The organism is Pseudocitrobacter sp. 2023LY-00077 (genome assembly GCF_055796175.1).
In genome coordinates, this window is sequence record NZ_JBSPEI010000023.1 from 1 (window position 1) to 24,915 (window position 24,915).

At 50.5% G+C, this 24,915-nt stretch carries 29 protein-coding genes; 13 read left to right on the top strand and 16 right to left on the bottom strand.

Annotation, left to right across the window (positions count from 1 at the left end; all coding sequences use genetic code 11):
• Positions 1-544 precede the first annotated feature (544 nt).
• From ACWWFX_RS22305 to acuR, 3 genes are all read left to right on the top strand, one after another.
• On the top strand, positions 545-2,542 hold the full coding sequence (locus ACWWFX_RS22305; protein ID WP_473224803.1) for a BCCT family transporter: 1,998 nt from the start codon (positions 545-547) through the stop codon (positions 2,540-2,542).
• A gap of 64 nt (positions 2,543-2,606) precedes the next feature.
• On the top strand, positions 2,607-3,884 hold the full coding sequence (locus ACWWFX_RS22310; protein ID WP_473224804.1) for a DUF2254 domain-containing protein: 1,278 nt from the start codon (positions 2,607-2,609) through the stop codon (positions 3,882-3,884).
• Between the two features lie 247 nt (positions 3,885-4,131).
• On the top strand, positions 4,132-4,788 hold the full coding sequence (gene acuR / locus ACWWFX_RS22315) for an acrylate utilization transcriptional regulator AcuR (protein WP_448849907.1): 657 nt from the start codon (positions 4,132-4,134) through the stop codon (positions 4,786-4,788).
• Between the two features lie 57 nt (positions 4,789-4,845).
• Here the strand turns inward: acuR and acuI are convergent, their stop codons facing one another.
• The 11 genes from acuI to ACWWFX_RS22370 form a co-directional block, all read right to left on the bottom strand.
• On the bottom strand, positions 4,846-5,829 hold the full coding sequence (acuI, locus tag ACWWFX_RS22320; protein ID WP_448849878.1) for an acrylyl-CoA reductase (NADPH): 984 nt from the start codon (positions 5,827-5,829) through the stop codon (positions 4,846-4,848).
• A 346-nt stretch (positions 5,830-6,175) separates the two neighbouring features.
• On the bottom strand, positions 6,176-8,155 hold the full coding sequence (locus tag ACWWFX_RS22325) for a DNA cytosine methyltransferase (RefSeq protein WP_473224828.1): 1,980 nt from the start codon (positions 8,153-8,155) through the stop codon (positions 6,176-6,178).
• 2 nt (positions 8,156-8,157) lie between these two features.
• Entirely contained in the window at positions 8,158-8,415 is a 258-nt protein-coding gene (locus ACWWFX_RS22330; protein WP_473224805.1) for a hypothetical protein, read from the bottom strand.
• Positions 8,416-8,949 (bottom strand): ead/Ea22-like family protein, encoded by a 534-nt coding sequence (locus ACWWFX_RS22335; protein ID WP_473224806.1) that lies wholly within the window; start codon positions 8,947-8,949, stop codon positions 8,416-8,418.
• Complete coding sequence (locus ACWWFX_RS22340; protein WP_473224807.1) at positions 8,946-9,179, bottom strand: hypothetical protein; 234 nt, start codon at positions 9,177-9,179, stop codon at positions 8,946-8,948. Before ACWWFX_RS22340 ends, ACWWFX_RS22335 begins: the two co-directional genes overlap by 4 nt.
• Positions 9,176-9,454, bottom strand: coding sequence for a hypothetical protein (locus ACWWFX_RS22345; RefSeq protein WP_473224808.1), 279 nt, complete (start codon positions 9,452-9,454; stop codon positions 9,176-9,178). Before ACWWFX_RS22345 ends, ACWWFX_RS22340 begins: the two co-directional genes overlap by 4 nt.
• A 15-nt stretch (positions 9,455-9,469) precedes the next feature.
• Entirely contained in the window at positions 9,470-10,219 is a 750-nt protein-coding gene (locus ACWWFX_RS22350; RefSeq protein ID WP_473224809.1) for an ATP-binding protein, read from the bottom strand.
• Positions 10,220-10,221: 2 nt separating this feature from the next.
• Positions 10,222-11,106, bottom strand: coding sequence for a hypothetical protein (locus tag ACWWFX_RS22355; RefSeq protein ID WP_448849876.1), 885 nt, complete (start codon positions 11,104-11,106; stop codon positions 10,222-10,224).
• A gap of 16 nt (positions 11,107-11,122) precedes the next feature.
• On the bottom strand, positions 11,123-11,497 hold the full coding sequence (locus ACWWFX_RS22360; RefSeq protein ID WP_473224810.1) for a ClpX C4-type zinc finger protein: 375 nt from the start codon (positions 11,495-11,497) through the stop codon (positions 11,123-11,125).
• Positions 11,498-11,653: 156 nt separating this feature from the next.
• Positions 11,654-12,199, bottom strand: a complete 546-nt coding sequence (locus ACWWFX_RS22365; protein ID WP_473224811.1) for a toxin YdaT domain-containing protein — start codon at positions 12,197-12,199, stop codon at positions 11,654-11,656.
• A gap of 2 nt (positions 12,200-12,201) precedes the next feature.
• Positions 12,202-12,429, bottom strand: a complete 228-nt coding sequence (locus ACWWFX_RS22370; protein WP_473224812.1) for a YdaS family helix-turn-helix protein — start codon at positions 12,427-12,429, stop codon at positions 12,202-12,204.
• A gap of 100 nt (positions 12,430-12,529) precedes the next feature.
• Between ACWWFX_RS22370 and ACWWFX_RS22375 the strand changes: the two genes are divergently transcribed.
• Positions 12,530-12,925 (top strand): helix-turn-helix domain-containing protein, encoded by a 396-nt coding sequence (locus tag ACWWFX_RS22375; protein WP_473224813.1) that lies wholly within the window; start codon positions 12,530-12,532, stop codon positions 12,923-12,925.
• Positions 12,926-13,022: 97 nt separating this feature from the next.
• Positions 13,023-13,931, top strand: a complete 909-nt coding sequence (locus ACWWFX_RS22380) for a hypothetical protein (protein WP_473224814.1) — start codon at positions 13,023-13,025, stop codon at positions 13,929-13,931.
• A 606-nt stretch (positions 13,932-14,537) separates the two neighbouring features.
• On the opposite strand, the gene ACWWFX_RS22385 is transcribed toward ACWWFX_RS22380, so the two are convergent.
• Positions 14,538-14,831: a hypothetical protein gene (locus ACWWFX_RS22385; RefSeq protein WP_473224816.1), complete on the bottom strand. Its 294-nt coding sequence runs from the start codon at positions 14,829-14,831 to the stop codon at positions 14,538-14,540.
• A 92-nt stretch (positions 14,832-14,923) separates the two neighbouring features.
• Here ACWWFX_RS22385 and ACWWFX_RS22390 point away from each other — a divergent pair, with 92 nt between their 5' ends.
• The 8 genes from ACWWFX_RS22390 (at position 14,924) to xis (ending at position 21,181) form a co-directional block, all read left to right on the top strand.
• Entirely contained in the window at positions 14,924-15,130 is a 207-nt protein-coding gene (locus ACWWFX_RS22390; RefSeq protein ID WP_473224817.1) for a cell division inhibitor protein, read from the top strand.
• 11 nt (positions 15,131-15,141) lie between these two features.
• Positions 15,142-15,309 (top strand): YdaE family protein, encoded by a 168-nt coding sequence (locus ACWWFX_RS22395; RefSeq protein ID WP_448849869.1) that lies wholly within the window; start codon positions 15,142-15,144, stop codon positions 15,307-15,309.
• Between the two features lie 140 nt (positions 15,310-15,449).
• A complete protein-coding gene (locus tag ACWWFX_RS22400) occupies positions 15,450-18,491 on the top strand; it encodes a RecE family exodeoxyribonuclease (RefSeq protein WP_473224818.1) in 3,042 nt (1,013 codons plus the stop codon).
• Positions 18,492-18,503: 12 nt separating this feature from the next.
• The gene (locus tag ACWWFX_RS22405; protein WP_473224819.1) at positions 18,504-19,592 is read left to right on the top strand and encodes a RecT family recombinase; all 1,089 of its coding nucleotides are present in this window, start codon (positions 18,504-18,506) and stop codon (positions 19,590-19,592) included.
• Between the two features lie 34 nt (positions 19,593-19,626).
• A complete protein-coding gene (locus ACWWFX_RS22410) occupies positions 19,627-19,983 on the top strand; it encodes a hypothetical protein (protein WP_473224820.1) in 357 nt (118 codons plus the stop codon).
• The gene (locus ACWWFX_RS22415) at positions 19,976-20,623 is read left to right on the top strand and encodes a hypothetical protein (protein WP_473224821.1); all 648 of its coding nucleotides are present in this window, start codon (positions 19,976-19,978) and stop codon (positions 20,621-20,623) included. Before ACWWFX_RS22410 ends, ACWWFX_RS22415 begins: the two co-directional genes overlap by 8 nt.
• A complete protein-coding gene (locus ACWWFX_RS22420; protein WP_473224822.1) occupies positions 20,610-20,849 on the top strand; it encodes a DUF4060 family protein in 240 nt (79 codons plus the stop codon). Before ACWWFX_RS22415 ends, ACWWFX_RS22420 begins: the two co-directional genes overlap by 14 nt.
• A 47-nt stretch (positions 20,850-20,896) precedes the next feature.
• Positions 20,897-21,181, top strand: coding sequence for an excisionase Xis (gene xis, locus ACWWFX_RS22425; protein WP_473224823.1), 285 nt, complete (start codon positions 20,897-20,899; stop codon positions 21,179-21,181).
• Here the strand turns inward: xis and ACWWFX_RS22430 are convergent.
• The 4 genes from ACWWFX_RS22430 to rseA form a co-directional block, all read right to left on the bottom strand.
• Positions 21,159-22,388: a tyrosine-type recombinase/integrase gene (locus tag ACWWFX_RS22430; RefSeq protein WP_473224824.1), complete on the bottom strand. Its 1,230-nt coding sequence runs from the start codon at positions 22,386-22,388 to the stop codon at positions 21,159-21,161. The genes xis and ACWWFX_RS22430 overlap by 23 nt on opposite strands.
• A 431-nt stretch (positions 22,389-22,819) precedes the next feature.
• On the bottom strand, positions 22,820-23,296 hold the full coding sequence (gene rseC, locus ACWWFX_RS22435) for a SoxR-reducing system protein RseC (protein WP_473224825.1): 477 nt from the start codon (positions 23,294-23,296) through the stop codon (positions 22,820-22,822).
• Entirely contained in the window at positions 23,293-24,246 is a 954-nt protein-coding gene (gene rseB / locus ACWWFX_RS22440) for a sigma-E factor regulatory protein RseB (RefSeq protein WP_015963389.1), read from the bottom strand. Before rseB ends, rseC begins: the two co-directional genes overlap by 4 nt.
• Entirely contained in the window at positions 24,246-24,896 is a 651-nt protein-coding gene (rseA, locus tag ACWWFX_RS22445) for an anti-sigma-E factor RseA (RefSeq protein WP_015963388.1), read from the bottom strand. Before rseA ends, rseB begins: the two co-directional genes overlap by 1 nt.
• Positions 24,897-24,915: the final 19 nt, after the last annotated feature.

The following is a 24,915-nucleotide window of genomic DNA, read 5'->3' on the forward strand; positions in this document are numbered from 1 at the left end:
AGGCTGCTGAGGATAAAAGCCAGGGGATACCGAAACCGGGAGCGCTTTAAACTGGGGGTGATGTTCCACTACGGAAAGCTGAATATGGCGTTCTGAGCCTTCCCACCATGATCGGGGAAGACCCATGAATATACAGTTACTTTATAAACCTCTCATTTGGATTTTGCAATGTTTTAAGGGCACGAATTGCGAATAACCCTATACAAAAAAAACCGCCGAATTGGGTCTTTTGGTCAGATAACAAGCAGGTCGTAACATGGCGAAGGGTGTTAACATCTGCTTTGTGCCAAAAGCAGAAGCTGTTAATTCGTGCCTAATATACTTCACTTAACGTATATCCCATCTCTGGTACAGAATATGCAATTTAAATGCTCAGGAAGTGGCAGGCTGAATAACAAAGGACTCCTTTGATTATAGGATGATTTGTATAGGCATTCATCGCACCATGTGCTCAGTTAACGCAACATAGCCAGTTGAACTTTGCTATTCTGTGAGAGGTGGTACCTTCTATCCAGTACGGATTTAATTAATGGAATAAATGATTATGAGTGAAAATGATACAATCCCAAAGAAGTCAACAAGCCATATTAACAAAGCGGTATTCTATACATCTGCTTTGCTAATTTTCCTTCTTGTCGCCTTTGCCGCCGTATTCCCGGATGTCGCCGACAAAAATTTTAAACTACTTCAGCAACAAATATTCACGAATGCCAGTTGGTTTTACATCCTTGCTGTGGCCCTGATTTTACTGAGTGTCACGTTCCTGGGACTCTCACGCTACGGTGATATAAAGCTGGGTCCAGACCATGCGCAGCCTGATTTCAGCTACCACTCCTGGTTTGCGATGCTTTTCTCAGCGGGGATGGGTATCGGCCTGATGTTCTTTGGCGTTGCCGAACCTGTAATGCATTATCTTTCGCCACCTGTCGGCACTCCAGAAACTGTTGCGGCGGCCAAGGAAGCAATGCGTCTGACCTTCTTCCACTGGGGACTGCACGCATGGGCAATTTATGCCATTGTCGCGCTGATTCTGGCGTTCTTTAGTTACCGTCATGGTTTGCCTTTAACGCTGCGCTCCGCACTCTATCCCATTATTGGCGATCGCATATATGGGCCTGTAGGCCATGCGGTTGATATTTTCGCTGTTATAGGCACGGTCTTTGGCGTTGCGACATCGCTGGGTTACGGTGTTTTGCAGGTGAATGCCGGTTTGAACCATCTTTTCGGGGTGCCCATCAATGAAACGGTGCAGGTCATTCTGATCGTGGTCATCACTGGGTTAGCGACGATTTCAGTGGTGTCCGGCCTGGACAAGGGAATACGGATCCTGTCTGAGCTCAATCTGGGTCTGGCGTTGTTGCTCCTGGCGCTGGTCCTGTGTCTGGGGCCAACCGTGCTTCTGCTGAAGTCATTTGTGGAAAATACGGGCGGTTATCTTTCGGAACTGGTGAGTAAAACGTTCAACCTTTACGCGTATGAGCCTAAGTCGAGCAACTGGCTGGGGGGCTGGACATTACTGTACTGGGGATGGTGGCTTTCATGGTCGCCGTTTGTGGGAATGTTCATCGCCCGGGTCTCCCGCGGACGAACTATTCGCGAGTTTGTCACCGGCGTGCTGTTTGTTCCCGCCGGCTTTACGCTCATGTGGATGACGGTGTTTGGTAACAGCGCTATCTATCTCATTATGAACCAGGGGGCTACAGACCTCGCCAATACTGTACAGCAGGATGTCGCGCTGGCTCTGTTTAATTTCCTGGAGCATTTCCCGTTCTCTTCCGTGCTGTCATTCATTGCAATGGCGATGGTCATCGTCTTCTTTGTAACATCAGCTGACTCGGGGGCAATGGTTGTGGATACTCTGGCATCAGGTGGAGTGGCAAACCCCCCCCTTTGGCAGCGAATATTCTGGGCCGCGCTCATGGGAGTTGTTGCAATTGCGCTTCTCCTTGCGGGAGGGCTAAGTGCGCTGCAAACGGTGACAATAGCGAGTGCATTGCCCTTCTCAGTGATCTTACTGATATCCATATACGGATTATTAAAAGCCCTGCGTCGGGATTTGACCAAGCGTGAAAGCCTTAGCATGGCGACAATTGCTCCGACTGCGGCGCGTAACCCGATTCCATGGCAGAGACGGTTGCGCAATATCGCTTATCTCCCAAAGCGCTCTCTTGTGAAACGCTTTATGGGCGACGTTATCCAGCCCGCCATGACGCTGGTTCAGGAAGAACTTAACAAACAGGGGACGATAAGCCATATAAGTGATGCTGATGACGATCGTATTCGGCTTGAAGTCGATTTGGGCAATGAGCTGAACTTTATTTATGAAGTGAGACTTCGTGGCTATAACTCACCGGCTTTCGCCATGGCTGCGATGGACAATGACGAGCAGCAGGCTGAGCAACATCGATATTATCGCGCTGAGGTCTATTTGAAAGAAGGCGGTCAAAACTATGATGTGATGGGCTGGAATCAGGAACAGCTGATTAATGACATACTCGACCAGTATGAAAAACACCTGCACTTCCTGCACCTCGTTCGTTAATACAAAAATGCCGTCCTGCAGGGCGGCATTTATTTTACCCGAACTCAATACAAGGATATGCAGAATGATTTCACGCTGGCAATGGATTCTGAAACAGACATTTAAAAAAATATGGTTCAGGGCAACATTATTCGCAATTGTCGCGATAATAACGGCCCTTTTATCTGTTCTTTTTAAATCGATGATACCTGAGTCAGTTTCGGTGAAGGTTGGTGCGGAAGCAGTCGATAACATTCTGAACATACTGGCATCGAGTATGCTCGCAGTGACTACATTTTCGCTAAGTATCATGGTCACAGCTTACGGTTCTGCCACTACTAATGTGACGCCCAGAGCTACGCGTTTAGTTGTTGAAGACGTAACCACACAAAATGTACTAGCCACCTTTATCGGTTCTTTTCTCTTCAGTCTGGTAGGGATTATTGCCCTCAATATGGGAGCTTATGGAGAAAGGGGGAGAGTCATTTTATTCATTGTCACACTGGTTGTCATTGCCTTAATCCTCATCACATTGCTTCGCTGGATACAGCATTTGACCTCTCTGGGGAGGGTTGGTGAGACAACGGCAAAAGTAGAACAGGTGGCCATCGAAACATTTATTGCGAGAGCAAGAAATCCTTGTCTTGGTGGATATCCATGGCTTGAGAATAATAAACAACCGAAAGGAACGGTTGCAATACATCCGGAGAAGATTGGCTATGTTGAATATATTGATATGGTGAAACTCAGCAAGCTGCTGACCAATGATCCCCGTCATGTATATCTCGTGGCGCAGCCAGGCAGTTTCATACATCCGTCCATGCCAGTTTTCTACCTGAGTCAAGACCAGGAATCATCTATCAGCACCGATTTACTTGAGACAATTATTGTCTCGGATGTACGTTCATTTGCTCAGGATCCCCGGTTTTGTCTTAGCGTCATGGCCGAAATAGCTTGCCGGGCCCTTTCCCCCGCAGTGAACGATCCTGGAACCGCCATCGATGTCATTGGCAGAGGTGTTCGTATACTTTCTGCTTACGCGCAGAATAAATCTGAGGAAATAGAAGTGAAATATCCTTCAGTACATGTTGCACCACTTCAAAATAACGATCTACTGGAGGACTTTTTCTCACCTGTCGCGCGCGACGGTGCCAGTATGAGGGAGATTCAGATAAGAGTCCTTAAAGGGCTGTCTATGCTGAGTAAGGGTTGGCCAAGAATATTTGCTGAACCCGCACATATACTGGCATCTGAAACTTTAGAGCATGCAAATCGAGCTGATCTTATAGCCCATGACAAATATCTCATAAAATCAATTTATTATAATTTATTTAGTGACGAAAATCCTACTAAAAAACCATAGTTGTGGAGCAAGCGATTCGATTGTTGGCAAGACAAAGGAAAAGCTTTCGCATGAGAATGGGCGTCTGCTTTGTGCAAAAGCGGACGTTGCTAATTCTGCACTGTTCAGCGATGATGCTGTAGCGACAGGCTCTGCCACTGCCCAGTCGGCAAAAGCGACCACTTTGCCGCTGTTGGGGATAAACTGGTTGATGCCCTCGCGCAAAATCACTTATTCTTTTGCGTTAATAAAATGTAGGAGATGAGTCATGACAGGCGAAAATCGTGGACGGGGAAGGCCTCGAAAGACAGAAAGTACCTATGCAGATACTCGTAATGATCTGATCCGCAGCGGCCTTGAACTGCTGACGCAGAATGGTTTTCTTGCGACGGGAGTCGATGCCATTGTTAAAAATGCCAATGTCCCTAAAGGCTCATTTTATTACTACTTTAAGAGTAAAGAGGATTATGCTCAGACCGTTCTGAACGCCTATGACAGTTTCTTCGAGCATAAACTCAAAAAACATCTACATGAATCATCCTGCACACCAATGGTACGTCTGGAAAATTTCATCAATGATGCCTGTGAAGGAATTAAAAAATACAATTTTACTCGCGGCTGCCTGGTTGGAAATATGATGCAGGAGAGTCCGGGGCTTCCCCAATCCTTTATTAAAGTGCTACAGAATATTCTTGAGAGCTGGCAGGCACTTGTTGCGACCTGCCTGTCCGACGCGTTATCTTCAGGCGAAATAAGTTCAAATATGAATAACACACAACTGGCGGCTATTTTCTGGAGTGGCTGGGAAGGTGCGGTAATGCGTGCCAAACTCTATTGTTCTACTCAGCCTGTGTACGACTTCTGGAGCTATTTCAAAACCTCGGTAAGCTATCAGTGTTCTCAGGAAGCAGCAACTGACCAGTAAAAGGGGCCGCAGCCCCTGAAACTTATTACACCAAGACTGAGCTCGGTATCCATCTAATTAGCTACATTGAATAACTGCACGACCGCGAATTCCGCCACTCAGAAGTTTTTCAGCCACATTGATGGCGTCACTGAGAGGATAAACGGTAGTGAGGCTATCCAGTCTGGACTCTGGTAAATATTTTACCGCCTGTTGCCAGATTGCTGCTCTTTTCTCTTTCGCGAACATGACACTGTCAATCCCTTTCAGCGTGACACCACGCAGAATAAACGGAGCCACATTGCCCATCAAATCCATCCCCTGAGCCATGCCGCAGGCTGCAACAATACTGCCATATCGAACCCCGGCGCAGGCATTGCAGAGTGTATGGCTACCGACTGTATCAATGGCGGCAGCCCAGCGTTCTTTTTGTAACGGTTTTCCAGGGGAGGCAAGCTCGGAGCGATTAATAATCTCCTCTACACCGACCGTTTTATAAAGCCAGGCAGCTTCTTCCGGACGACCAGTAGACGCGGTCACGCGGTACCCCATCGACGCCAGGATCATGCCCGCAATGCTCCCGACACCTCCGCTGGCACCGGTTACAAGTACCGGGCCATCTTCAGGCTTAATATCATGATTCAATAATGCGTCGACACACAGCATCGCGGTAAAACCAGCTGTTCCGATTGCCATTACATGTTTGCTATTTGCGCCAGCCGGGAGCTGCGTCAGCCAGTCTCCATTTACCCGCGCTTTTTCGGAAAGCCCACCCCAATGTTTTTCTCCTACACCCCAGCCGGTCAGCAGGACCTTATCCCCAGTCTGATATTCAGGATGTGAACTGGCGGACACTGTACCGGCAAAATCAATACCTGGCACCATTGGAAAGTGCCGGACGATAGGCCCGCGGCCCGTAATAGCCAGTGCGTCTTTGTAGTTGATAGATGAATAGTCGACATTGACCTCCACATCCCCCTGTGGCAGCTCGCTTTCAGCGATTTCAGCAATTTGCGTACTGTAGCGATCATCTATTTTATTGATTAATAATGATTTAAACACTTCTGCCTCGTCTTTCCGGTTGAATGTCATTTAGCTAGAAAGTAGTCAATAAATAATATTGACTGATCGTCTAATAATCAACACTACTATCCCAGTGTTTTGTCAGAAAACAAGGATTGTTTTTCTTTTCATCAAGTTAAATCTGTCATTTTTGATTAATATCAAGCCAGATTCGGTTTTCAATTATGTAGGCATCAATGTTAGCGGTCCTGCAAGATACGCAGTCGATGCTTCAGAGCGTGCTGATGATGAGATAAAAGAAGTAGGCTTAGATTAGTTGGTCTGCTATTCGCTCAGAGAGGACGATTCTAAAAAAATGCCGCTTACAGTGCGGCAGTGAACAAAGTTAAGCTACAGCTTCATACGCAGAACAAATCTCAGGAAGATTCGCTCTAACCAGAGCCTCAGCGAATTGCGGAGGCACGGCATTCCCGCAGCGCGCGACCTGTTTATCCTTCGCATACTTCACGCCGCGGTAGTCCTGGTCAATGATGTACCAGTCCGGGAAGCCCTGCGCCCGGTACAGTTCGCGCGGCTGTAACATGCGTATACCAATATCAACAATGCGATACGTCACGCCATCGATCACCACCAACCCGGTACAATCCTCACCACAGTATTTGCGCAGGAACGCCAGCGTTTGTTGCGCGCGTTCTTCGTCGTACTCATCTACGGCAAGATGAGTTTCAACGTTCCCTACATGCAGGCCACCAGCCGTGACAGTCGGCATTGGCGCGTCGGTGCGTTGTCCATCCCGGCAGGTTCCGCGCAATTTAACCAGGTGAGAAGCAACCACAGCATGGTGATCGACGGTGGTCACAGAATGCATCGGCTCATCCATCCCCACTCCGGCGCCCTGGTAATTCCCGCCGTAATGTTTAATGAGATGTGCAGCGGCAACCGCAAATTTATTACCGCCAGCGGTGACCGTGCCAAGCGGGCTATCAAGTTTCAGCACACGCGGCTCTTGCCCTGGACGTTCGCCATAACCCATCTGAATCAGCGTTGGCGTCACCAGCTGTGATTTACCGCCACCGCCCGCGGTGATAGTTGCGCTCGGTTCGTCTGCCCGGTGGCCGATACTGGCACCAAACTGCCGGGCAATAACCGGAGCCACCAGGCAACTGCGCGATTGCTTCAGAATAGTGTGAGCGGGTTTATTTAGTGGGCGCGGCTTCGCCTGATATTCACTGCCCCCATTGCCAGCCAGGAACGGAGTGATCGCCGCCTCAACCAACCCAAGAGCATGACCATTGCCGCCCGGGCGCACCGACGTCCCAGCTGTGACAGTGGGCACAGGTTCGGTCACTGGCTGCCCGGTTGCACCGGAGCGAAACTTCGTCAGGTGTGGGACGGCAATCGCATAGCCCGGCGCTTTGGTGATGGTTTGCAGCGGATCGTTAAGTGTTTGTCCACGGAAGCAGTCATATACAGTGCGCGTGCTGGTGTGGTTGCACTTAACGATAAACGGCGATGCGCTGTCGATAACAAAACGCTGGATTCCGCGTGCAATGCGTTTGAGAGTATTTTCCGCCAGCGACTTTTTGCGACCAAAGATTGATGGTGTCGGAATTGACCAGTCGATACATTCCGCAGCGGTGTGATACGGTAACAACTTGCCCGCCTGAACTGCTGGTGATTTCGGATCGCCGTGAGTCGGTTCCGGCCATACAATCGGTTTACCATCGCAGCGCATGATCATGAAGAAACGCTTTCTGATTGTAGGCGTGCCGTAATCACAGGCGCGCAGCTGGCGGTGCTCAACAACATAGCCGAGCCCTTTAACCAGACGAGCGGCATCCTCACTATCAAGGGGGATATTCAGAAAATCGCAGCACTCCGCCAGCGCCGGGTGTTCAGCTGAAATCCCAGTGGTGAGCATGCCGATAAACGCCTCAAATGTCTCTCCAGCGCGCGCCGGGTCCGGACGCATTTCACCGGCCAGCAGCGGCCCCCACGTTTTAAATTCTTCGACATTCTCCAGCTTCATCACCCGCGGCTTAACATCCAATCCCCAGCGCAAAACAACCCAGGCCAGCCCGCGGATTGCTTTTTCGACTGGTTTGGCCCCCTTTGCTTTTGAAAAATGACGACAGTCTGGAGAAAACCACGCCAGCGCTACCGGGCGGCCTGCGGTCGCAACCTTTGGCTGGATATCATAAACATCTTCGCAGTAATGCAGCGTGTTTGGGTGGTTCGTCGTATGCATCGCAACAGCATTCTGATCGTGATTGATAGCGATATCCACACTGCGACCAATAGCCAGCTCTATCCCAGTGCTGGCACCGCCGCCACCAGCAAAATTATCAACAATGATTTCATTCAGATTCACGCGTATTTCTCCATTGCTGTGGCCAGTGAACGGGCCGCCGTTACGATTGCCGGTACTGGCATTTTCTCCAACCACATGCGATTGATATGGTGCTTCAGGCGGCGCTGGTGATGCGCCGGGAGTAACCCGGCGTTATCAACTTGTGAGAAGACCACACCTACCTCTGCAGGCCAGACTGTCTCGGGAACATCCATCAGCAGGAGGTTTTCAAGTTCAATGATTCGACGAGTGGCATAATTGAGTTGCGCGTCCATCTATTCACCCTCCACGGCTACGCCAGCAGCGGTGCGGGCGAAAACTATCACGCCATCATCAGGACGTTTACGCGGTAAATAAATTTCAGGACGGGGCCAGAGCGCAATGAATCGTGATTCTCTATTCTCCAGCCGGCAATATGCTTTCTGGCTCATCACACCTACCGGGCGAAGTGTCGACTCCATACGCTCCAGCTCAGCAATGCGCTTTTCGGCAATATCCAGCTCATTACCCAATTTCTCAGCCATATGAAACCAGTTGGCTCGTTGCTCTTCTTTGGCTTCCAGCCTCTCTAGCAGCGCCAGCACGTTAGCGGGATTAGCCAGGGCGATGAATTCTGCATTGCGCTCTGCATTTTCCTGTCCATCGAAACCAGGCCATTTGATAACGTCTCCGCAGCGCTTATCCTCAAGCGTATGAACTGCATAAGTCCCGGATGCATGGTCAGAGAAAGCACACCATTCGCCCTGGGTTGCTTTCAGCGCCGCCGCTTTCATACGCTGCGCCAGTTCAAGTTCTGTTGTCATGCTCATGCTGCACGCTCCTCAAACAGAACATCACCGTCCAGCCCACCAACCTGATAAATGATCGCGCCATCCTCGCGGTATTCACTCGGTGCAGCGCTCCAGGAATTGCCATTTGGCTCGTCATCATCACCAACCTGGACAAAACCACCAGCAACAACTTGAGCAGCGTACATTTCCCCTTCAGTCCAGTAGCCTTCAGTGTCTTTGATGCATTTGACGAATAACTGGTTGCTCATAACCCCTCCCGATTATTTCTCGCCTTAGCCAGCAGACTGTTAAGCATTTGCGCGCTGGTGCTCACACCGAAGGGCTGACAACGTATTGCGCTGTAGTAACAAACGCGATCAACGATTTCATTCATCACCTGACCAGCATCACGCATGCGGTGCATCTTGGAGCGAACGCCATCCACAGAAACGTCAAGATGCTCTGCAATTGCGAAGACCGTCGATTTCGGGTTTGCAGCCAAAAAATCCAGCACCGCGTTCGTATCGATTTTTTTCTTAGCCATAGTTCCGATTCCCCCTCATTTGACGACCCGCAGGTGCGAGACGTTCTTGCGGTAGCTACCCCAGTCAAAGTTCACCCACATACCGCCATCCATCTGAAGGCGATCGAGAATCCGCTCACCAAGCGTATTCATCAGGGAGTCATAATTCAGGTTGGTCAGAATGCCAACCGGGCGCATGGAAGAGAGACGTCGATCGATAACCTGATTCAGAATCACCTTTTCGCCGTTACTCCCGCGCTGAATACCTACTTCGTCCAGGATGAGCAAATCGACACGGCAAAGGTCGTCCAATAAATCAGCTTCAGACTGTCCACCGTCGTAACATTCGCGAACTCGTAGCATCAGATCTGGAATGGTTACCGCCAGCACTGAACGCCCACCACTAAGAAGGTGGTTACCGATCGCCGCCGCAAGATGGTTTTTCCCAGTTCCCGGCGCGCCGCTGAATACGAAACTCGCGAAACCGGTACCGAAGTTATGCGCGTAGCTTTTCGCCAGGGTGTAGGCTTTGCGCTGCTCCTCGCCGGACACTTCGTAGTTTGCAAATGTGCAGTTGCGATGCAGACTCTGGATGCCTGAGCGACCGAAGATTTTTTCTGTTCTCGCCTTCTGGTTCAGTTTGTCCAGTTCTTCACATCGCTTGAGGCCTTCTTCCCGCTGCCACGCCAGCAACTCAGCTGCACTGGTGAACTTTGGCTGAACGCCTGGCGGGATGAGTTTCTTCAGGCGCTCGAGCGCGCTGCCGGTACTAATCATATTTTTCATCGCTACCCCCTGAACCCTGGTGGGATGGAGTTATCTGGACGGGAAATGGCATTCGGATCCCGCATACCTGACGGCGCTGTCACTTCCCAAGCTTCCTCGTAGTGTTTCGAGGGACCAAAGAACGTTGCCGCCTGTTTCACGTACTCGGTATTCAGCTTCCCCGTGGCCCTCACGAAATCGGCATAACGCCGGGTGCCATCAAGCAACTCCTGAACTGTGGCGCCTGTTTTAACCCTGGCAGTCCAGGCTTTGCAGGCGTCAGCCTTACTGTTGCCTCCTGAACGCTTTGGATAAATCGCCCATACCTGTTCGAAATCGTCCGGGTAGGGATTTTTTTTCGGTGATACACCACCATCGGAAGAATCATCACTCTCAGGGGGGGTGGCGGAGCCATGCCCCAAAGTGTTTTCTTCTTCCTGTTCCTGTTCCTGTTCCTGTTCCTGGTTAAGGAACGGTTCCAGAACCCTTTCAGAACCCTTTAGTTTTGCGCCTCCGATATGAGCTATCGCATCATTCATAATCCGCGCCAGCTCTGGCTTGACGGTCGATTTATCCGGCACCTGAGAAAACAGACGCATGGCCGCTATACCCTGATTTGGATTCTCAACAGGATTCCAACTCATGAAGTTCCGAATAAGAACCCATTTCGAGTCAAAATCACGCGTTGCGAAACCGTTCTTGGATAGCTCATCAAACCCTTTCGAAACCCTTTCAGAAGTCCAGTTGAGGTCTTCCGAAACGTATCCATCAGGCAGCCGAAAACACCCAATCATGTTCGTGTGTTGCCCCGTGAGCAGGTACAGCGCAAGCAGACGGGCATCATCAGAAACCCGACGCATTCCATCGCTTATCCAAAAAGATGTATGCACCTTGCCGTAATCACGCATAAAAACCTCTGAATGCTTAAAGTGCTGTCGGTTCGTCTGTTTTGGCGGAGTGCTTAAAGACCACCTCAACGCACAAAAAAACGCAGTCCTGACAGATTGAGACGCCCGGTCCGGCGACAAGAACGCCAGCAACTTCAACATTCGTCTTTCCGCAAAACGAGCATTTGTGTGTTGGCTGGATGTTTACCTCTGTACTGGTTACTGACATACTGGCCTCGCAATAACTCTCCGTTTTTGCAACCGAAGACTGGCTGTGTTGGCGCACAACAGTCTTCACCCATTCAAAACAGCCTCTGCTGCGGCTGATTACGCTTAACGCGCTTCTTCTCGAACTTGTCTGATGGCAGTGTTTGCTTCTCTGCCCATAGTTTTGCGTGACGCAATACATCATCAAAAATCCTTCCCTTTCGGCTTGCCTGACTCATTCGCTTGTACATATCGACCGCCTGGAATGCCCCCCCCCTGCGCGACCGCCGCAGTGAAGCCCTGTTTAATCAGTTCGTCGCGAACATGCTTCTCAATGAATTGGATGTGGTTCATCTCGACCTCACATCATTCCCGGCGCAAGTGCCGCGATACCGCTAATCACCTGACACATTGCCTCCGCGGGAAGCATGGCCAGCATCTTTTCGATTCCCTCGCGAACTTCTTTTACCACCTGGTGCTGTGGCGCATTGAGCATCAGCGCCTGCTTCGCTTCAGACAGCTCCTTCTCCATTGCAGCGAACCGGGTCATGAAGCAATCCTGTGAAACAAGCCGTCCGCGAAACTCCAGCGGCAGAACAGCAAGAATTGCCGGAGTGAGTAAGCGAACATTGGCCTTTGCGGTTGGCGTGGCACCGTCGAGCCAGCGAAAAAGTTTCTGCCGCTGGCGGCTTAGGTCCACAGGAAAATCCAGCTCATAACCGCCCTGCCGTTCCCACTCTTCGACGATGAGTCCGGTAACCACATCCTGGTTGTTGATGGATGACGCCCAGGCACGCACCGCATCACGGACTTTTTCCGGGGTAATTTCCTGTTCACATTTGTGATAACGGTTTATCAATTGGTTACCGCGAAACGCGGTATCCTGATGAGTATTCAGAGCTTGCATGATTACGCTCCTTGCTTTGGTAGTCCGTCGGTTGGGTTTGGGTACAGATCAGGCCGCAGTTCGTGCGGGGTGACGCCGGTAGCGCTGTAGATTGGCAATACTCGATCAGCTGGAACCACGCCTTGATAGCGATTCCGCCAATGACTGATGGTCATTGCGCTTACCTCCAGTAGTTCGGCTAACCGGGTTGCAGTGCCTGCTCTGGTAATGGCTTTATCAATTGCTTTCATATTTAACCCCAGTGGAAACACCGCAAATTAAACATAATGTTTATATTATTGTCAACATTTTGAATATTGAGCTAATAAACTTTTGGTTTAGAATCCTGTTATGAAAGAAAAAACTCATCAGATTAATCACCCACAAGTGCAGAGGCTCAACGAGATCCTTGAGCTTAAGAAGTTGACCAAGTCGGACATGGCTCGCATATGCGGGGTCAGTGCTCAGTCGGTCAATAACTGGTTCGTGCGCGGCACAATTGGGAAAAGTTCGGCGATAAAGCTGGCGGATGCGCTAGGGGTAAGCCTTGAGTGGGTTCTTGGGCAGGAAGTTGACGAGAAAGATGGCTTAAAAGCAGATGAGAAAAGACTGCTAGAACTCTATCGCCAGTTGCCAGACGACGAAGAAAAACAGAACCTCCTGAGGATCATTTCTCTTCGCCTGAATGAGTTGGATAAGCTGTACGAGAAGTACATGAAAGGGCGGATCCGTTCGCAGGGCGAATGAGTTAAGTGTTTATAATGAGTGAGTTGCTGTTGCCGAACGATGAAACAGATCTCTTCTGGGTAACAAATCTAATTATATTTTAATAGAGAGAATGGTAATGGAAGCACCTTATCAACTTGAGTACTCAGAAAACATCTATTATTCAATTGGTAACAACCCAAGTATCAAAGAGATAATCGAATCCCTTCAAGGCTGGGAAGCAATTATCAAACAATCAAAAGGAGTCCTTGCCGAACTAACGGGAAGTGATATCCTGGACATAGAAGTCAGGGTACAAAAGTTAGAAGTTGGAAGTCTTACTGAAAAAATTCTGATTAAGTTAGGTTTTGGCAACGAAGAGAATTTCGATAAATTTCTCGAAAATGCGCATGAAAGATACATCGGAGAAGGAAAAATGCGTAGCGCCTTAGTTTGGACGGTAATTGCTGGTGTGCTCGCTACGGGCATGTATCTTGCCGTCAAAAATATGGCTCCTGACAATGCATCCCACTTCGAAGCAAATAACAATGTTATCATTAATATCGGAGCTGGTGAAACGAGCATATCACCAGAAAGGATCCAATCCGTACTTAACAGTACATTGATTGATAAGAAAATAGCTGCCAAGGGCGCCGTTAAAATTTTATCACCAGCCAGAAATGATGATAACGCAACATTGTTGATAGGTAGTGACAACGCATCTGTCACGATACCCTCTGATTTAATATCAAAAACCCCAACCGAAGTTTCCTTTGAGGCTGATACCTATGTCAGAGATCATTATGATGTTGATCTTGAGATTAGAGCTCTAGATCTCGATAACCCGAAAAAAGGATGGGCTGCAGTAATTCCAGGGTTAGTGGATAGAAGGGTAAAGCTTGTACTAGCACCAGGGATAAAGCCTGAAGATCTTTCGCATAAATTTGCATTTAGAGCTGATGTAGCAATAACTTACAAGCTTACATCATCAAAAGGTGATGCATACAAACCGACTGAGATATTTTTGAGCAAACTAATCACCGACTGATTGATCCCGGCCACTGTGCCGGTTTTTTTATACCCTCACCCACCAGCTCCCTGCCAAAATAAAGGCCAGAACTTCCCGCTCCCGACCTTAACGTCGGGATTTTTTTGTCCAAAATCTGTTGAATACTCACCCCAAACCCACAAATAAACATTTTGTTTATTCGTAAATACTCATTCTGTTGACACTGGTTTAAACTTTGTGTTTAATGAAATCACCCAAACGCACTACGAACCACCTAGGCAGGACGCCCACGAAGTAGCCGCCGACGGCATATGAAAAGTCGGATGAGGTGGATTAATCAACGCGCATCAGGTGTAAACGTTCCGCAGCTCAGCGATACGAGCAGAGAGGGTGAGATGAAAGGCAATACGAAGAAAACAGGCATGTACGGATTTGGAGCCTGCTGGTCACGAATTATCGAATCACGTCAAAAACCGATGCAACTACCAAGCTCTCGGGAAAATGGTGGTACAGGGATGGATAGCCCCGAACATAAGCATATGCGCCATCTCGTTAGAAAAATGGCTAGAACAGGCGGGATTCCTCGAGGCAAAGCCTACGCGAAAATGTACCGCCTGGGATATCGCAGTGAGAGCCGGAAAGACTTTATGCGAGGGACTCAATAGGTTTCAGGGCTAATGGCTGATCCTGTTCTGGCACGTATCGCTCTTTAACGATAGCTGCCAATTTTTGTTTAAGCACAGGATCATTTTTTGACGTAACAAGACCATTAACCTTTTCCGAAAGTGAAAACCATCCGTGTTCATCACATATGTAAACCACTGATGGTACTTCACGAATCGTAGGTGGCTTTGAATTGATGCTAACAACCTGATTGACATGGTTAAAAGACATAGAGCCTACACCACAAATAGGGCACGGCTTAGTTACTGATTTCATAGTTGTTCCTTGCTGGCTGTGTGAGAACTACCAGCATATCACCACCGAGCCTGAAGTGGATAAAAGACAGGCATAACGTGAGGGTAATCAAGATGGTTCATCAGCATTATGGTACTCAGACAGTCAACCGCGGCGCAGTTATGCCGGGCATGCTCGTCAAACACAATGATTCGACCTGGACTGCATCAGCTAATGCGCGCGGTCGTTTGTATCTTCAGCGTGGCATGGAGAGAACCTACATCAAAGACTTACTGGTTGAGGTTTATCTAAACGGTTTAGGGCATGGCCTTAGCCATTAACGGGAGGAGTTATGCAGGAGAAGAAATGCGCTTACCACCTGTGTGGAAAGACTATCGAGCAGGGAAAAAAAGTTAAGAATGTGCTGACGCTGATTCACGGCGCGCAGCTGAAGCACCAAGAACGTGATTACTGCTCTGTTCGTTGTGCTTCATACGACCAGATGGCACACGAATCATAACGTAAAAACCCGCGCAAGGCGGGCCTGTACGTCCGGTGCTTCCGACCAAAGTTACACCGGAAATTACACAAAACCAATGAACACCCAATGGGCGCTATCAATGGCCCGGGGATTCTAACATCCAAAATTGAGGATCTCACATGGAATTCTTCTACGTGGTTAAAGCCACTCAGAAATCCGGCAAGCCAGACGCAGTCGTCTGGTTCACGGCAAAAACCGAAGCACGCGCCAATCTCCAGCTCGATGTTGAACTGGAAGATGCGAATATTGAGACCGGACGCGGTAAAGATTATCAGAAGCCGATCCGCACTGATTTCCCCGTATTTAATGACCTCCCGGAAGAAAGCACTGTTGATTTAACCTGGTGCGAACGCTATGAGCTGGCGGAAGACATGCGCACCTGGCAACTGAAGCCCGGCAGCAAGCCTGATGATGCCTTTCACAATGAAAGCACACCAGCGGCTGCCGCCGATGCCACCGCGCCTACCGATGCGAACGCAGTAACCACTACGCAAGAAGCAGAGAAGGAAGCTGTTGACCTATTCGCCTACGGCAAATTTCCATACGAGAAAAAAGTACTCGGCACCTGGTTGTACGGGCTTTTCGATACGCTGACTACTGAGCAGTTGCAGGAGATTGCGCGTGTAGAGATGGATATGGATGAAACATACGCCCAGAACGTATTGCTGGCCGCGCGTGATTTCAAAACTCGTCCTATTGAGCACGTGTTCCCGGAAACACTGGCCGACCTGTTTACTGCCACAAAATCAATCTGGCCGGTGGACGGTAAAGCTCCGATGCTCAATGACCTGATCACATTCTTTGCTGAGTGGCTCAATACACATCAGAGCGATCGCGTTTCACGCGACGATGTAACGGCGAAGTGGTTCGCAAAACATAATAAGGCGACGCTGGATAAACAGCCGGTTACACGAACTGACGTAGGCACAAACGCAGGCGGCGGCAATAAAACCGACCGTAACCCTGAGTTAACCCACACGCTGGACTCATTAGACATTGAAATTGCACTGGCCACCCTGCCGATGGACTTCAACATCTACGACATTCCTGGTGGTGTTTATCGTCGGGCGAAAGAGATCGTCAGCAAAAAAGAAAGCCCTTTCAAAGAATGGTCAGCAGCTCTTCGCAAACGTGCCGGAATACTCGATTACTCCCGCGCAGCCATTTTCGCACTAATCAGGGAGTGCCACCCAGAGCATTTCCAGTATCCCGGACGTCTCAGTGGATACATCAACGCTAACCTGACGGAAAGCAACCACGAAAAACCTTCTGATGAAACATTGAAGGCTGCTCGCCACAACCCTGCACAAAGCTGGGATAAGGAAATCAGTGACACACTCGCAGCGGAGCGCGGGGAATTTGTTGATGGAATCAGCGACCAGGAAGATCCGAAGTGGGTACGCGAAGACCTGACATCGACTAAACAGCCTGAAGTCACCAACGTTGGCGGAGGGATCTTCTCCGTTGAAGGTTTGATGATGAATTCAAAACTCTATGGCAACAAAAGCGAGACCACCAGCAATGGCCAGATGGAAACGACTGAGCAACCCCAAGCCGAAAATAGCGCTGCGTTACCAGCAGGCGAAGGTACTGTGGAAGATGATTCGCAGGCAGATACCGTAACGGAAACAGTATGTACCGGATGTGGCGCTATTGGTGGTGGGCATTGCCCGGACTGTGGCTCTGTGACGGGTGATGCAACATATGCAGCGATGGAATCCGGTTTGAAAGAAGAACTGGACACGCTGGAGCATGACAGCAACAAACAGGAAACTCCGACAGCTGAAACGCCGATTACGGCAGAAGACACAGCACCGGAATTGGAAAAAGCCAGCGAGCCGGAAGACCTGAAGGCAGAACCAGCCATCGAGTACCCGGCATTCTTCGAGCCTGGCCGTTATGAAGGTTTACCAAACGAGGTATATCACGCCGCCAACGGTATCAGCAGCACCCAGGTTAAAGATGCTCGCGTGAGCCTGATGTACTTCAATGCGCGCCACGTTGAGAAGACCATTACGAAGGAACGCTCTCCGGTTCTGGATATGGGGAACCTTGTACATGCACTGGCGCTGCAACCTGAGCAACTGGATGCAGAATTCAGCGTTGAGCCAGAAATCCCGGAAGGCGCATTCACGACAACCGCAACGATCCGGGCGTTTATCGATGAATACAACGCCAGCCTTCCGGCGCAGCTGTCTGCCGACGACATCAAAGCATTGCTTGAAGAGTACAACGCCACCCTGCCGCCACAGCTACCGCTGGGTACTTCTCTGGAAGAGACCGGCCAAAGCTACATGGCTCTGCCAGCTGAGTTTCAGCGTATTGAAGAAGGCCAGAAGCAGACCGCAACGGCAATGAAAGCATGTCTCAAAGAGTACAACGCCACCCTGCCCGCTCAAGTGAAAACCAGCGGAAGCCGTGACGCTTTACTCGAGCAGCTGGCGGTGATTAACCCTGACCAAGTAGCACAGGAAGTGCAGAAACCGCAGCCGCTGAAAGTATCTGGCACAAAGGCAGATCTGATTCAGGCCGTGAAGGCAGTAAACCCGGACGCGGAGTTTGCCGACGAACTGATCGATGCATGGCGCGAGAATCCCGAAGGAAAAGTACTGGTCACCCGACAGCAGCTAAGTACCGCGCTAAACATCCAGAAAGCTCTGCTACAGCACCCGACCGCCGGCAAGCTGCTAACGCACCCGAACCGCGCTGTAGAAGTGAGTTATTTCGGCTTCGACGACGAAACCGGGCTGGAAGTCCGCGTACGTCCGGATCTGGAAATCGACCTGGACGGTGTGCGCATCGGTGCCGACCTGAAAACCATCAGCATGTGGAACATCAAACAGGAAGGTCTGCGCGCCAAGTTACACCGCGAAATCATCGACCGCGATTATCACCTAAGCGCGGCCATGTACTGCGAAACCGCGGCACTGGACCAGTTCTTCTGGATTTTCGTCAACAAAGACGAGAACTACCACTGGATCGCCATTATTGAAGCGTCCACTGAACTGCTGGAACTGGGCATGCTGGAGTATCGAAATGCCATGCGAGCCATCGCAACCGGATTTGATACGGGTGAGTGGCCAGCGCCGATAACCGTCGACTATACCGACGAACTGAATGATTTCGACATGCGCCGCCTTGAAGCGCTGCGTTTGGCATAAGAGGAAATGAACATGTCTACAGCAATTTCGACCACAGAAAACAAGACGCAAATGATCGACAACATCTCCATTTTAACAAATGGCGAGTTATTTGACCGCCTGCGCACATTATCAGTCGTGATGGCAAATAGCGGCGCATTCGTACCGAGTCATTTCCGCGAAAAGCCTGACGCATGTATGGCCGTAGTTATGCAGGCGGCCCGATGGGGAATGGACCCGTTCGCTGTCGCGCAGAAGACTCATATCGTTGGCAATAGCGGAGTCCTTGGGTATGAGGCTCAGTTGGTCAACGCGGTTATTACCAACATGTCCCCAACGAAAGACCGTATTCATTATGACTGGTTTGGGAAATGGGAAAATATCGTGGGCCGCTTCATTAAGAAAACCAGCAGCAAAGGGAATGAATACATCGCCCCAGGCTGGGATTTAAAGGATGAAGCAGGCGTTGGGATTCGAGTATGGGCAACGATGAAAGGTGAGGATGAACCACGCGAGTTGGTGCTCATGCTATCTCAGGCTCAGGTCCGTAACTCAACACTTTGGGCAAGTGATCCACGTCAACAACTAGCATATCTCGCAGTCAAGCGCTGGGCGCGGCTGTATTGCCCAGATGTAATTCTTGGCGTTTACAGCGCTGATGAGATTGAAGACAAGCCAGAGCGGGAAATCAATCCAGCGCCACAGAGAATGAGCGTTACTGAAATTACTGGGGAGACGGTGACTACAGCCAGCTGCGATCAGCAATCTGTAACAAACGCGGACAATGTTGCCGGCGAACTTCGTGATCGCATTGAAGCTGCCAGATCCGTCGACCAGGCCAAAGCGATCCGTGCGGATATCGAATCTCAGAAAGCGCTGCTGGGTACCGCACTGTTCACCGAACTGAAGAACAAAGCCGTTAAGCGTTACTACCTGGTGGATCACCGCAACAAAGTCGAGGCGGCGATTAACTCTCTGCCTAATCCCGGCGAACCAGACGCGGCAGAACTGTTTGCGAAGGCAGAATCAGCGCTTACCGCGGCGCGCCGCCACTTGGGCGACGAACTATATGACCAGTTCCGTATCACCCTCGACGACATGAAACCGGAATACGCGAACTAAGGGAGGCGGGAGGGTTCGCCCTCCCGGTATGAACATGAGCAAATCATTAAATGCACGCTGTATCCGCCGCTGGGAAGTTGAGTTCAAGGGACTTTGTGATTCGAAGGTTAGTCCATGGTGGCATAAGCGCGATCTCCGCGGCTATATCCGCGAATGCGCCCTGACAACTGCTGACTGCATGGTAGATAACTTGGCCTATAACAACGCAATGCATGATTTTTTTGCCGATAACGGCGATGACCGTGGCTGGTCTCCAGAGTTCTCGGCTTGGTACGACAGCAGCCGTCGTGAGCAGTATCGGAAAGAAGCACTGAGCTTCCTCAATGAAGAGGCTGGCAACGACGAAATCGACGAGGAAATACAGAACGAGCTGGAGGCCTGGAATGACTGAGCGCGGAATGATTTTCAATGTTCACCAGGTGCGCGCCCTGCTTGATGGAAGCATGGCGCAGGTTCGCCGAGTTATGAAATCACAACCTGACGAAGATGGCTTGGCAAAATTAACCGATGGACCATGGGTTGATACCAGCGAGCAAATTTATCTGTGTCCGTTCGGAATTGTGGGTGACCGCCTTTGCGTTAGAGAACCATTTTCACGTCTCGCATCATTTAACTTTTTCGACCCTGCGGTGCCGCATGAAGTTCCAGATTTCTGGTATTGGGCCGATGGTGAGCCGGAATGGGGTGACTGGACGCGTCCACAATCTGGCGCAGTAATGCCTCGCTCCGCAAGCCGAATCACTCTGGAGATAACCGGAATCCGCGTCGAGAGACTTCAGGCTGCTGATGAATCAGACCTACTGAATGACCTTGGCGACATGCTCGAATACTGCGACACCGTAGCGGGACACGCCTTTAATCATGCCGAACATTATGCAATCGCTGGCGTTTCGGTTGGAATATGCCCAGAAATGCATGGTTTCAAAGCGTGGTGGGACAAGGTTAATGGTTCTGGCAGCTTCGACGCCAACCCTTGGGTCTGGGTGATCGAATTTAAGCGTATCCAAGGAGATGACCATGCGACTGATTAACCGCAGTAAGTGCTCTCCTCTGGGCCGTCAGGCTTGTGACGCTGCACTGGCGAAACACGTAGAGCGGTTCGGCGAGTTCGGCAGACAGAAGACCAAAACCACTTACACAGTCGCGGTTCAGGGCGCGAAAGTCACTGTTGAAGTCGTGAACCGGAAAGCAAGCTACGTGGCCACCGCGATGACAGGCATGCGCCGCCTTCGCGCCCTTCCCGGCCAGGTGTCCTGATAACGAATTATCAAAATGGCCCAGCAATGGGCCATCGGAGAACAAAGATGAGCAAAACAACGAATAAATTTGAGCTAATGAGTACCAGGGACATCTGCGATCAGCTGTGCATATCTTCACGCACTCTCGAGCGATACAGGAAGAGAGACTCAAAAGAGAATCCGTTTCCTGAACCTGATTGCGCGTACATGGGCGGCCCCAATAAATGGCTTAAAACCAAAGTAACGGCCTGGCAGATTAAAGAAATGTCGCGGGCAACCCGTAAGCCAATGTCTCACCTGAATCTAACGCGTGATGATAAGGGTAGACTTACCCGACCTGACGCGGCGTGAACTCTAAAACATCGGGCTCGACGATGCTCATCAGTCGGGCCCACCACTTACCGTAGGCCTCCCGCATTTCCTCTACATACGAATACTTGTCATAGACAGACCATACACCCGGCAACTTATGCCCCAGCATGATCTCTGCTAAATGTGGTTCTGTCAGGTCAGAAAAATTAGTTCGCGCAGTCCTGCGCAGATCGTGAATAGTGAAGTGCGGCACCTGCTCGTTGTACGCCTTCAGCATGAACTTGACCAGGTTACTGCTGATGCTCATGTGGAAGCCCTCGCTCATCGGCTTGTCTTCATATTTTGAGAAAACAAAGCGGCCCGGCGCCAGCTCAATGGCTCGTTGTATCAGCGGAAGCATTTCAGGAATAATTGGACGGATTATCGGTTTCTTACTCTTCCGCCCCGTCTTATGGTTTTCCCACGGCACGGTCCAGATCCCTTCTTCGAAATCAAAATGCGCGGTTTCTGCCTGCCGCAGTTCTCCAACCCTGCACGCCCATATCAGGCATAATTTATAGAGGATCTTGTTTCGCTCAATAAGGCGAGAATCGTCGATAGCACGCCAGACCATAGCTAATTCATTACGGTCAAGAGTTCGCTCCCCCATTTGTTTCTGAATACCGAAGTCACGGCCTGACATTTCAGACAGAGGATTCACCTCAAGTAATTGGCGTTTTACTGCCCAGGAGTAGCACTGCTTGCCGTTGCTTATTACTCGCCGGGTGATCTCAGAATAGCCCTGCGCCAGCCGGTCCAGAACAGTTAGCCAGTTGTGCAGCGTGAGCTGATGCGCCGGGTATTTCCCGAGTTTAGGGAAAACGTGTAACTCGAAAGTTCGCAGGATCTGATCTGCGGTTTCTTTCTGTATGCACACCATAGAGTGCCATTCGCGAAACAGCTCCTCGAAAGTGTACTGGTTGTGAATCTTCGCTTTGTCGAGGCTTTGCCTGATTCGTGGATTTTCGCCGCGGGCGAGTATAGCGGCCCACTTTGCTACCTCGTCGCGCGCAGCCTTTAATCCAAACTCCGGATAACTGCCGATCGTCATTTTGTCCTGCTTCCCAAGGAAGCGGAATCGGTAGAAAAAGGTAACAGCGCCCTTTTTAGAAATGCGCACCCACAGGCCATCCCGGTCTGCTTTTTCTTCTACTTTTTCGCGTTCGCGCCCGAGGCACGACTTTAGATAACTATCTGAAATAGCCATGATTTGTTCCTGCGTGTGTCCATCAGAACGGGAGGTTCTGTGTCCATCATAGGATATGGACGCACTGGTGGACACAAAAACCATGACTTATGATGTCGTAGGTTGACTGTACATGCAACCAGTATTGTTTTTGTGAAAGCTTATTTGATGGGGTTCTAAGGGGGATTTTGTCGGGGGTTTTCGGAGGGTGGCAGGGTATCAATTATCGATATGTGCAATGATCGAAAAGTTACGTATATTCTTCATATATTAAGATAATTATGCCTTACGAATACTTTGAGGCCGCTGTTCTGTGCCTGACGTTTGTGTCGTTCGAAAACGCCGCATTCTACACTACAACTGCGCAACCAGGAAATGCTCTTCCAGCAAGCATAGCGGTTCCGCTCACGGCTTTCTCATACCAGATGTAAATAAAAATAAAGCCAGTGCGATCACTGGCTCAATTCGGAAGAGGTGGAGGTTCGCAGGAGGTCAGGCGGCAGGCCAACGCTAATGATGACGGGTTGCCACGTTTCGCGTTTCGCAAGCGTCGGCGAAAAAACGCGCGCCAGTAAAAAGCCACCCACACCGCCTAACAGCGCCCCGCACATGGCAGCGATGTCTGTGCCGAACAGCACCTGGAACAGAGAGGCCATGAGAAACAACCCCACCAGCGGTGACAGGTAAACCAGCATAGCGGAACCCAGCAGGCTGCTTTCGCTTATTCCCAGCTCCACTTTTTGCCCGGCCACCAGCGGTTCGGCGCTGGGAACGGTAATGGTGTGGCTGGTTTGTGGCCCCAGCTTATTCAGCACGCGGCTGCCGCAGCCCGCGCGTGACGCGCAGCTGCTGCATGACGCTTTCACGTCACAGTGAACTTTCGCTACGCCGTTCTCCCAGGAGACAACGGTCGCCCACTCTTTAATCATTGTGCGCCCTTGAAGCTAATACCGTCGGCAATACGTTTCGCCGTTGGCGGCGGCAGTTCACCGACGATAGTGATTTCAGCCTGGTTGCGCACGGTGGTGCTCACCGTGCGGCGACCGGTACGCAGCATTTGTTCGCTGCTGTTGGCCGTGGCCCGGCTGATGTTGATGGAGAAACTGAACAGACCGTCCGAGAAGAGACGAGATTCCACTGCGGTATCAATAGTAGGTAACGTGCGGCGGCTGCTGGAGACTTCGCTGAAGCCCTGAGGCACCCAGGTCGGCGACCAGTTGAAGTTCACTTTACTGCCCGCCGGAACGGAGAGCAGCGGTGGCAGGCTGGCTTTCGCCAGTTTATCCATGCTGCTACCCACTTGATCGCCCACGTTAAACGCAATGACGCGGAACTGCTCCAGCGTTTCGCCGTCGCGATCGAGCAGGTCAACGCGCATCGGCAGTTTGCTTTCAGAGTCCATCCAGACGATGTAGCTATAACGGGTTCCATCGCGCGCAACGACGCGGATCACTTCGCATAAGCGATCGGCAATACGGGTGCGGCCAACGGAGATAAAATCGTAGTACGGCGCCAGGCGTTTAAAGTCGGTATAGACCAGCGACGGCAGGGAATCGACGATGTAATCGCCATTGAGCGTAAACGGGTCGAGGCCCGGCTCAAAATAGCTGATTTCATTGCCGCGTTGCACCACTTCACGACGCGGACCATCAAGCTGCAAGAGCTGCGCCAGCGCCTGATTATTCAAACGCGCGTGACGATAGCGTAGCGATTCGACACCGGCTTTATTGATGCTGACGAATGACAGCTCATAGTTGAGGGACTGACTGGCCAGATTCATCTGCTGCAACAACGCCCCGGACGAGACATCAGCCGAGGCGTTGACAGAGAAGAACAGGCTGCCAGCCACAAGGGACATGGCACACCAAAGTTGCTTCATTACTGCGATTGCGTTCCTAAAGTTTGATAGCCCGGCACCTGAACAGCAGCCTGCTGGGTTTGTGCCTGTTCAAACTGAAGTTGCTCAGAATGCAGGCGGCGCTGCAATTCATAATCCTGCAACATTGCGTTGATGCGACGGCGTTGTTCCTGAACCTGCTGTTGCTGGCCAGTACCCGCAGTAGCATCAGACGGCACGCCCAGGCTAACCGGACTTGCTTTGCCCATCATCGGTAAGGTATTAAAAACCGGTGTTTCGGGCTGCTGAGTAGAATCTGATTGCCCATTATAGTGCTGGACACCGACAATAACTGCAAGCGATACGCAAGCCGCAACGCCCATTTGGGTGAGTGAACTCGCCCACGGACGTACTTTTTTCCAGAATGGCATATTCTGCCATTGATGCGGCGCTGGCTGGGCTTCAGGAATGAGCGGCGTCGCCTGACGAGCGGGCTCATTTTCGATGGCAGCCATGACGCGAGAAGAGATATCAAAATGAAGCACATCCGCCGTATCGCCGCGCAGCGAATCACGGATGAGATGATAGCTCTCCCAGGTTTTTTGCATTTCCGGCGAACGAGTTAATTCGGTGAGCAACTCGTTATCCAGCGTTTCACCATCCATTAAGGCGGAAAGTTTTTCTTTCTGCATGCCTAATACCTTTTCCAGT

Bases quoted from the DNA above. Each gene is read 5' to 3' on its own strand.
- ACWWFX_RS22305 (WP_473224803.1), top strand. From the start codon at position 545: ATGAGTGAAAATGATACAATCCCAAAGAAGTCAACAAGCCATATTAAC.
- ACWWFX_RS22310 (WP_473224804.1), top strand. From the start codon at position 2,607: ATGATTTCACGCTGGCAATGGATTCTGAAACAGACATTTAAAAAAATA.
- acuR (WP_448849907.1), top strand. From the start codon at position 4,132: ATGACAGGCGAAAATCGTGGACGGGGAAGGCCTCGAAAGACAGAAAGT.
- ACWWFX_RS22330 (WP_473224805.1), bottom strand. From the start codon at position 8,415: ATGGACGCGCAACTCAATTATGCCACTCGTCGAATCATTGAACTTGAA.
- ACWWFX_RS22335 (WP_473224806.1), bottom strand. From the start codon at position 8,949: ATGAGCATGACAACAGAACTTGAACTGGCGCAGCGTATGAAAGCGGCG.
- ACWWFX_RS22340 (WP_473224807.1), bottom strand. From the start codon at position 9,179: ATGAGCAACCAGTTATTCGTCAAATGCATCAAAGACACTGAAGGCTAC.
- ACWWFX_RS22345 (WP_473224808.1), bottom strand. From the start codon at position 9,454: ATGGCTAAGAAAAAAATCGATACGAACGCGGTGCTGGATTTTTTGGCT.
- ACWWFX_RS22350 (WP_473224809.1), bottom strand. From the start codon at position 10,219: ATGAAAAATATGATTAGTACCGGCAGCGCGCTCGAGCGCCTGAAGAAA.
- ACWWFX_RS22355 (WP_448849876.1), bottom strand. From the start codon at position 11,106: ATGCGTGATTACGGCAAGGTGCATACATCTTTTTGGATAAGCGATGGA.
- ACWWFX_RS22360 (WP_473224810.1), bottom strand. From the start codon at position 11,497: ATGATGTATTGCGTCACGCAAAACTATGGGCAGAGAAGCAAACACTGC.
- ACWWFX_RS22365 (WP_473224811.1), bottom strand. From the start codon at position 12,199: ATGCAAGCTCTGAATACTCATCAGGATACCGCGTTTCGCGGTAACCAA.
- ACWWFX_RS22370 (WP_473224812.1), bottom strand. From the start codon at position 12,429: ATGAAAGCAATTGATAAAGCCATTACCAGAGCAGGCACTGCAACCCGG.
- ACWWFX_RS22375 (WP_473224813.1), top strand. From the start codon at position 12,530: ATGAAAGAAAAAACTCATCAGATTAATCACCCACAAGTGCAGAGGCTC.
- ACWWFX_RS22380 (WP_473224814.1), top strand. From the start codon at position 13,023: ATGGAAGCACCTTATCAACTTGAGTACTCAGAAAACATCTATTATTCA.
- ACWWFX_RS22385 (WP_473224816.1), bottom strand. From the start codon at position 14,831: ATGAAATCAGTAACTAAGCCGTGCCCTATTTGTGGTGTAGGCTCTATG.
- ACWWFX_RS22390 (WP_473224817.1), top strand. From the start codon at position 14,924: ATGGTTCATCAGCATTATGGTACTCAGACAGTCAACCGCGGCGCAGTT.
- ACWWFX_RS22395 (WP_448849869.1), top strand. From the start codon at position 15,142: ATGCAGGAGAAGAAATGCGCTTACCACCTGTGTGGAAAGACTATCGAG.
- ACWWFX_RS22400 (WP_473224818.1), top strand. From the start codon at position 15,450: ATGGAATTCTTCTACGTGGTTAAAGCCACTCAGAAATCCGGCAAGCCA.
- ACWWFX_RS22405 (WP_473224819.1), top strand. From the start codon at position 18,504: ATGTCTACAGCAATTTCGACCACAGAAAACAAGACGCAAATGATCGAC.
- ACWWFX_RS22410 (WP_473224820.1), top strand. From the start codon at position 19,627: ATGAGCAAATCATTAAATGCACGCTGTATCCGCCGCTGGGAAGTTGAG.
- ACWWFX_RS22415 (WP_473224821.1), top strand. From the start codon at position 19,976: ATGACTGAGCGCGGAATGATTTTCAATGTTCACCAGGTGCGCGCCCTG.
- ACWWFX_RS22420 (WP_473224822.1), top strand. From the start codon at position 20,610: ATGCGACTGATTAACCGCAGTAAGTGCTCTCCTCTGGGCCGTCAGGCT.
- xis (WP_473224823.1), top strand. From the start codon at position 20,897: ATGAGCAAAACAACGAATAAATTTGAGCTAATGAGTACCAGGGACATC.
- ACWWFX_RS22430 (WP_473224824.1), bottom strand. From the start codon at position 22,388: ATGGCTATTTCAGATAGTTATCTAAAGTCGTGCCTCGGGCGCGAACGC.
- rseC (WP_473224825.1), bottom strand. From the start codon at position 23,296: ATGATTAAAGAGTGGGCGACCGTTGTCTCCTGGGAGAACGGCGTAGCG.
- rseB (WP_015963389.1), bottom strand. From the start codon at position 24,246: ATGAAGCAACTTTGGTGTGCCATGTCCCTTGTGGCTGGCAGCCTGTTC.
- rseA (WP_015963388.1), bottom strand. From the start codon at position 24,896: ATGCAGAAAGAAAAACTTTCCGCCTTAATGGATGGTGAAACGCTGGAT.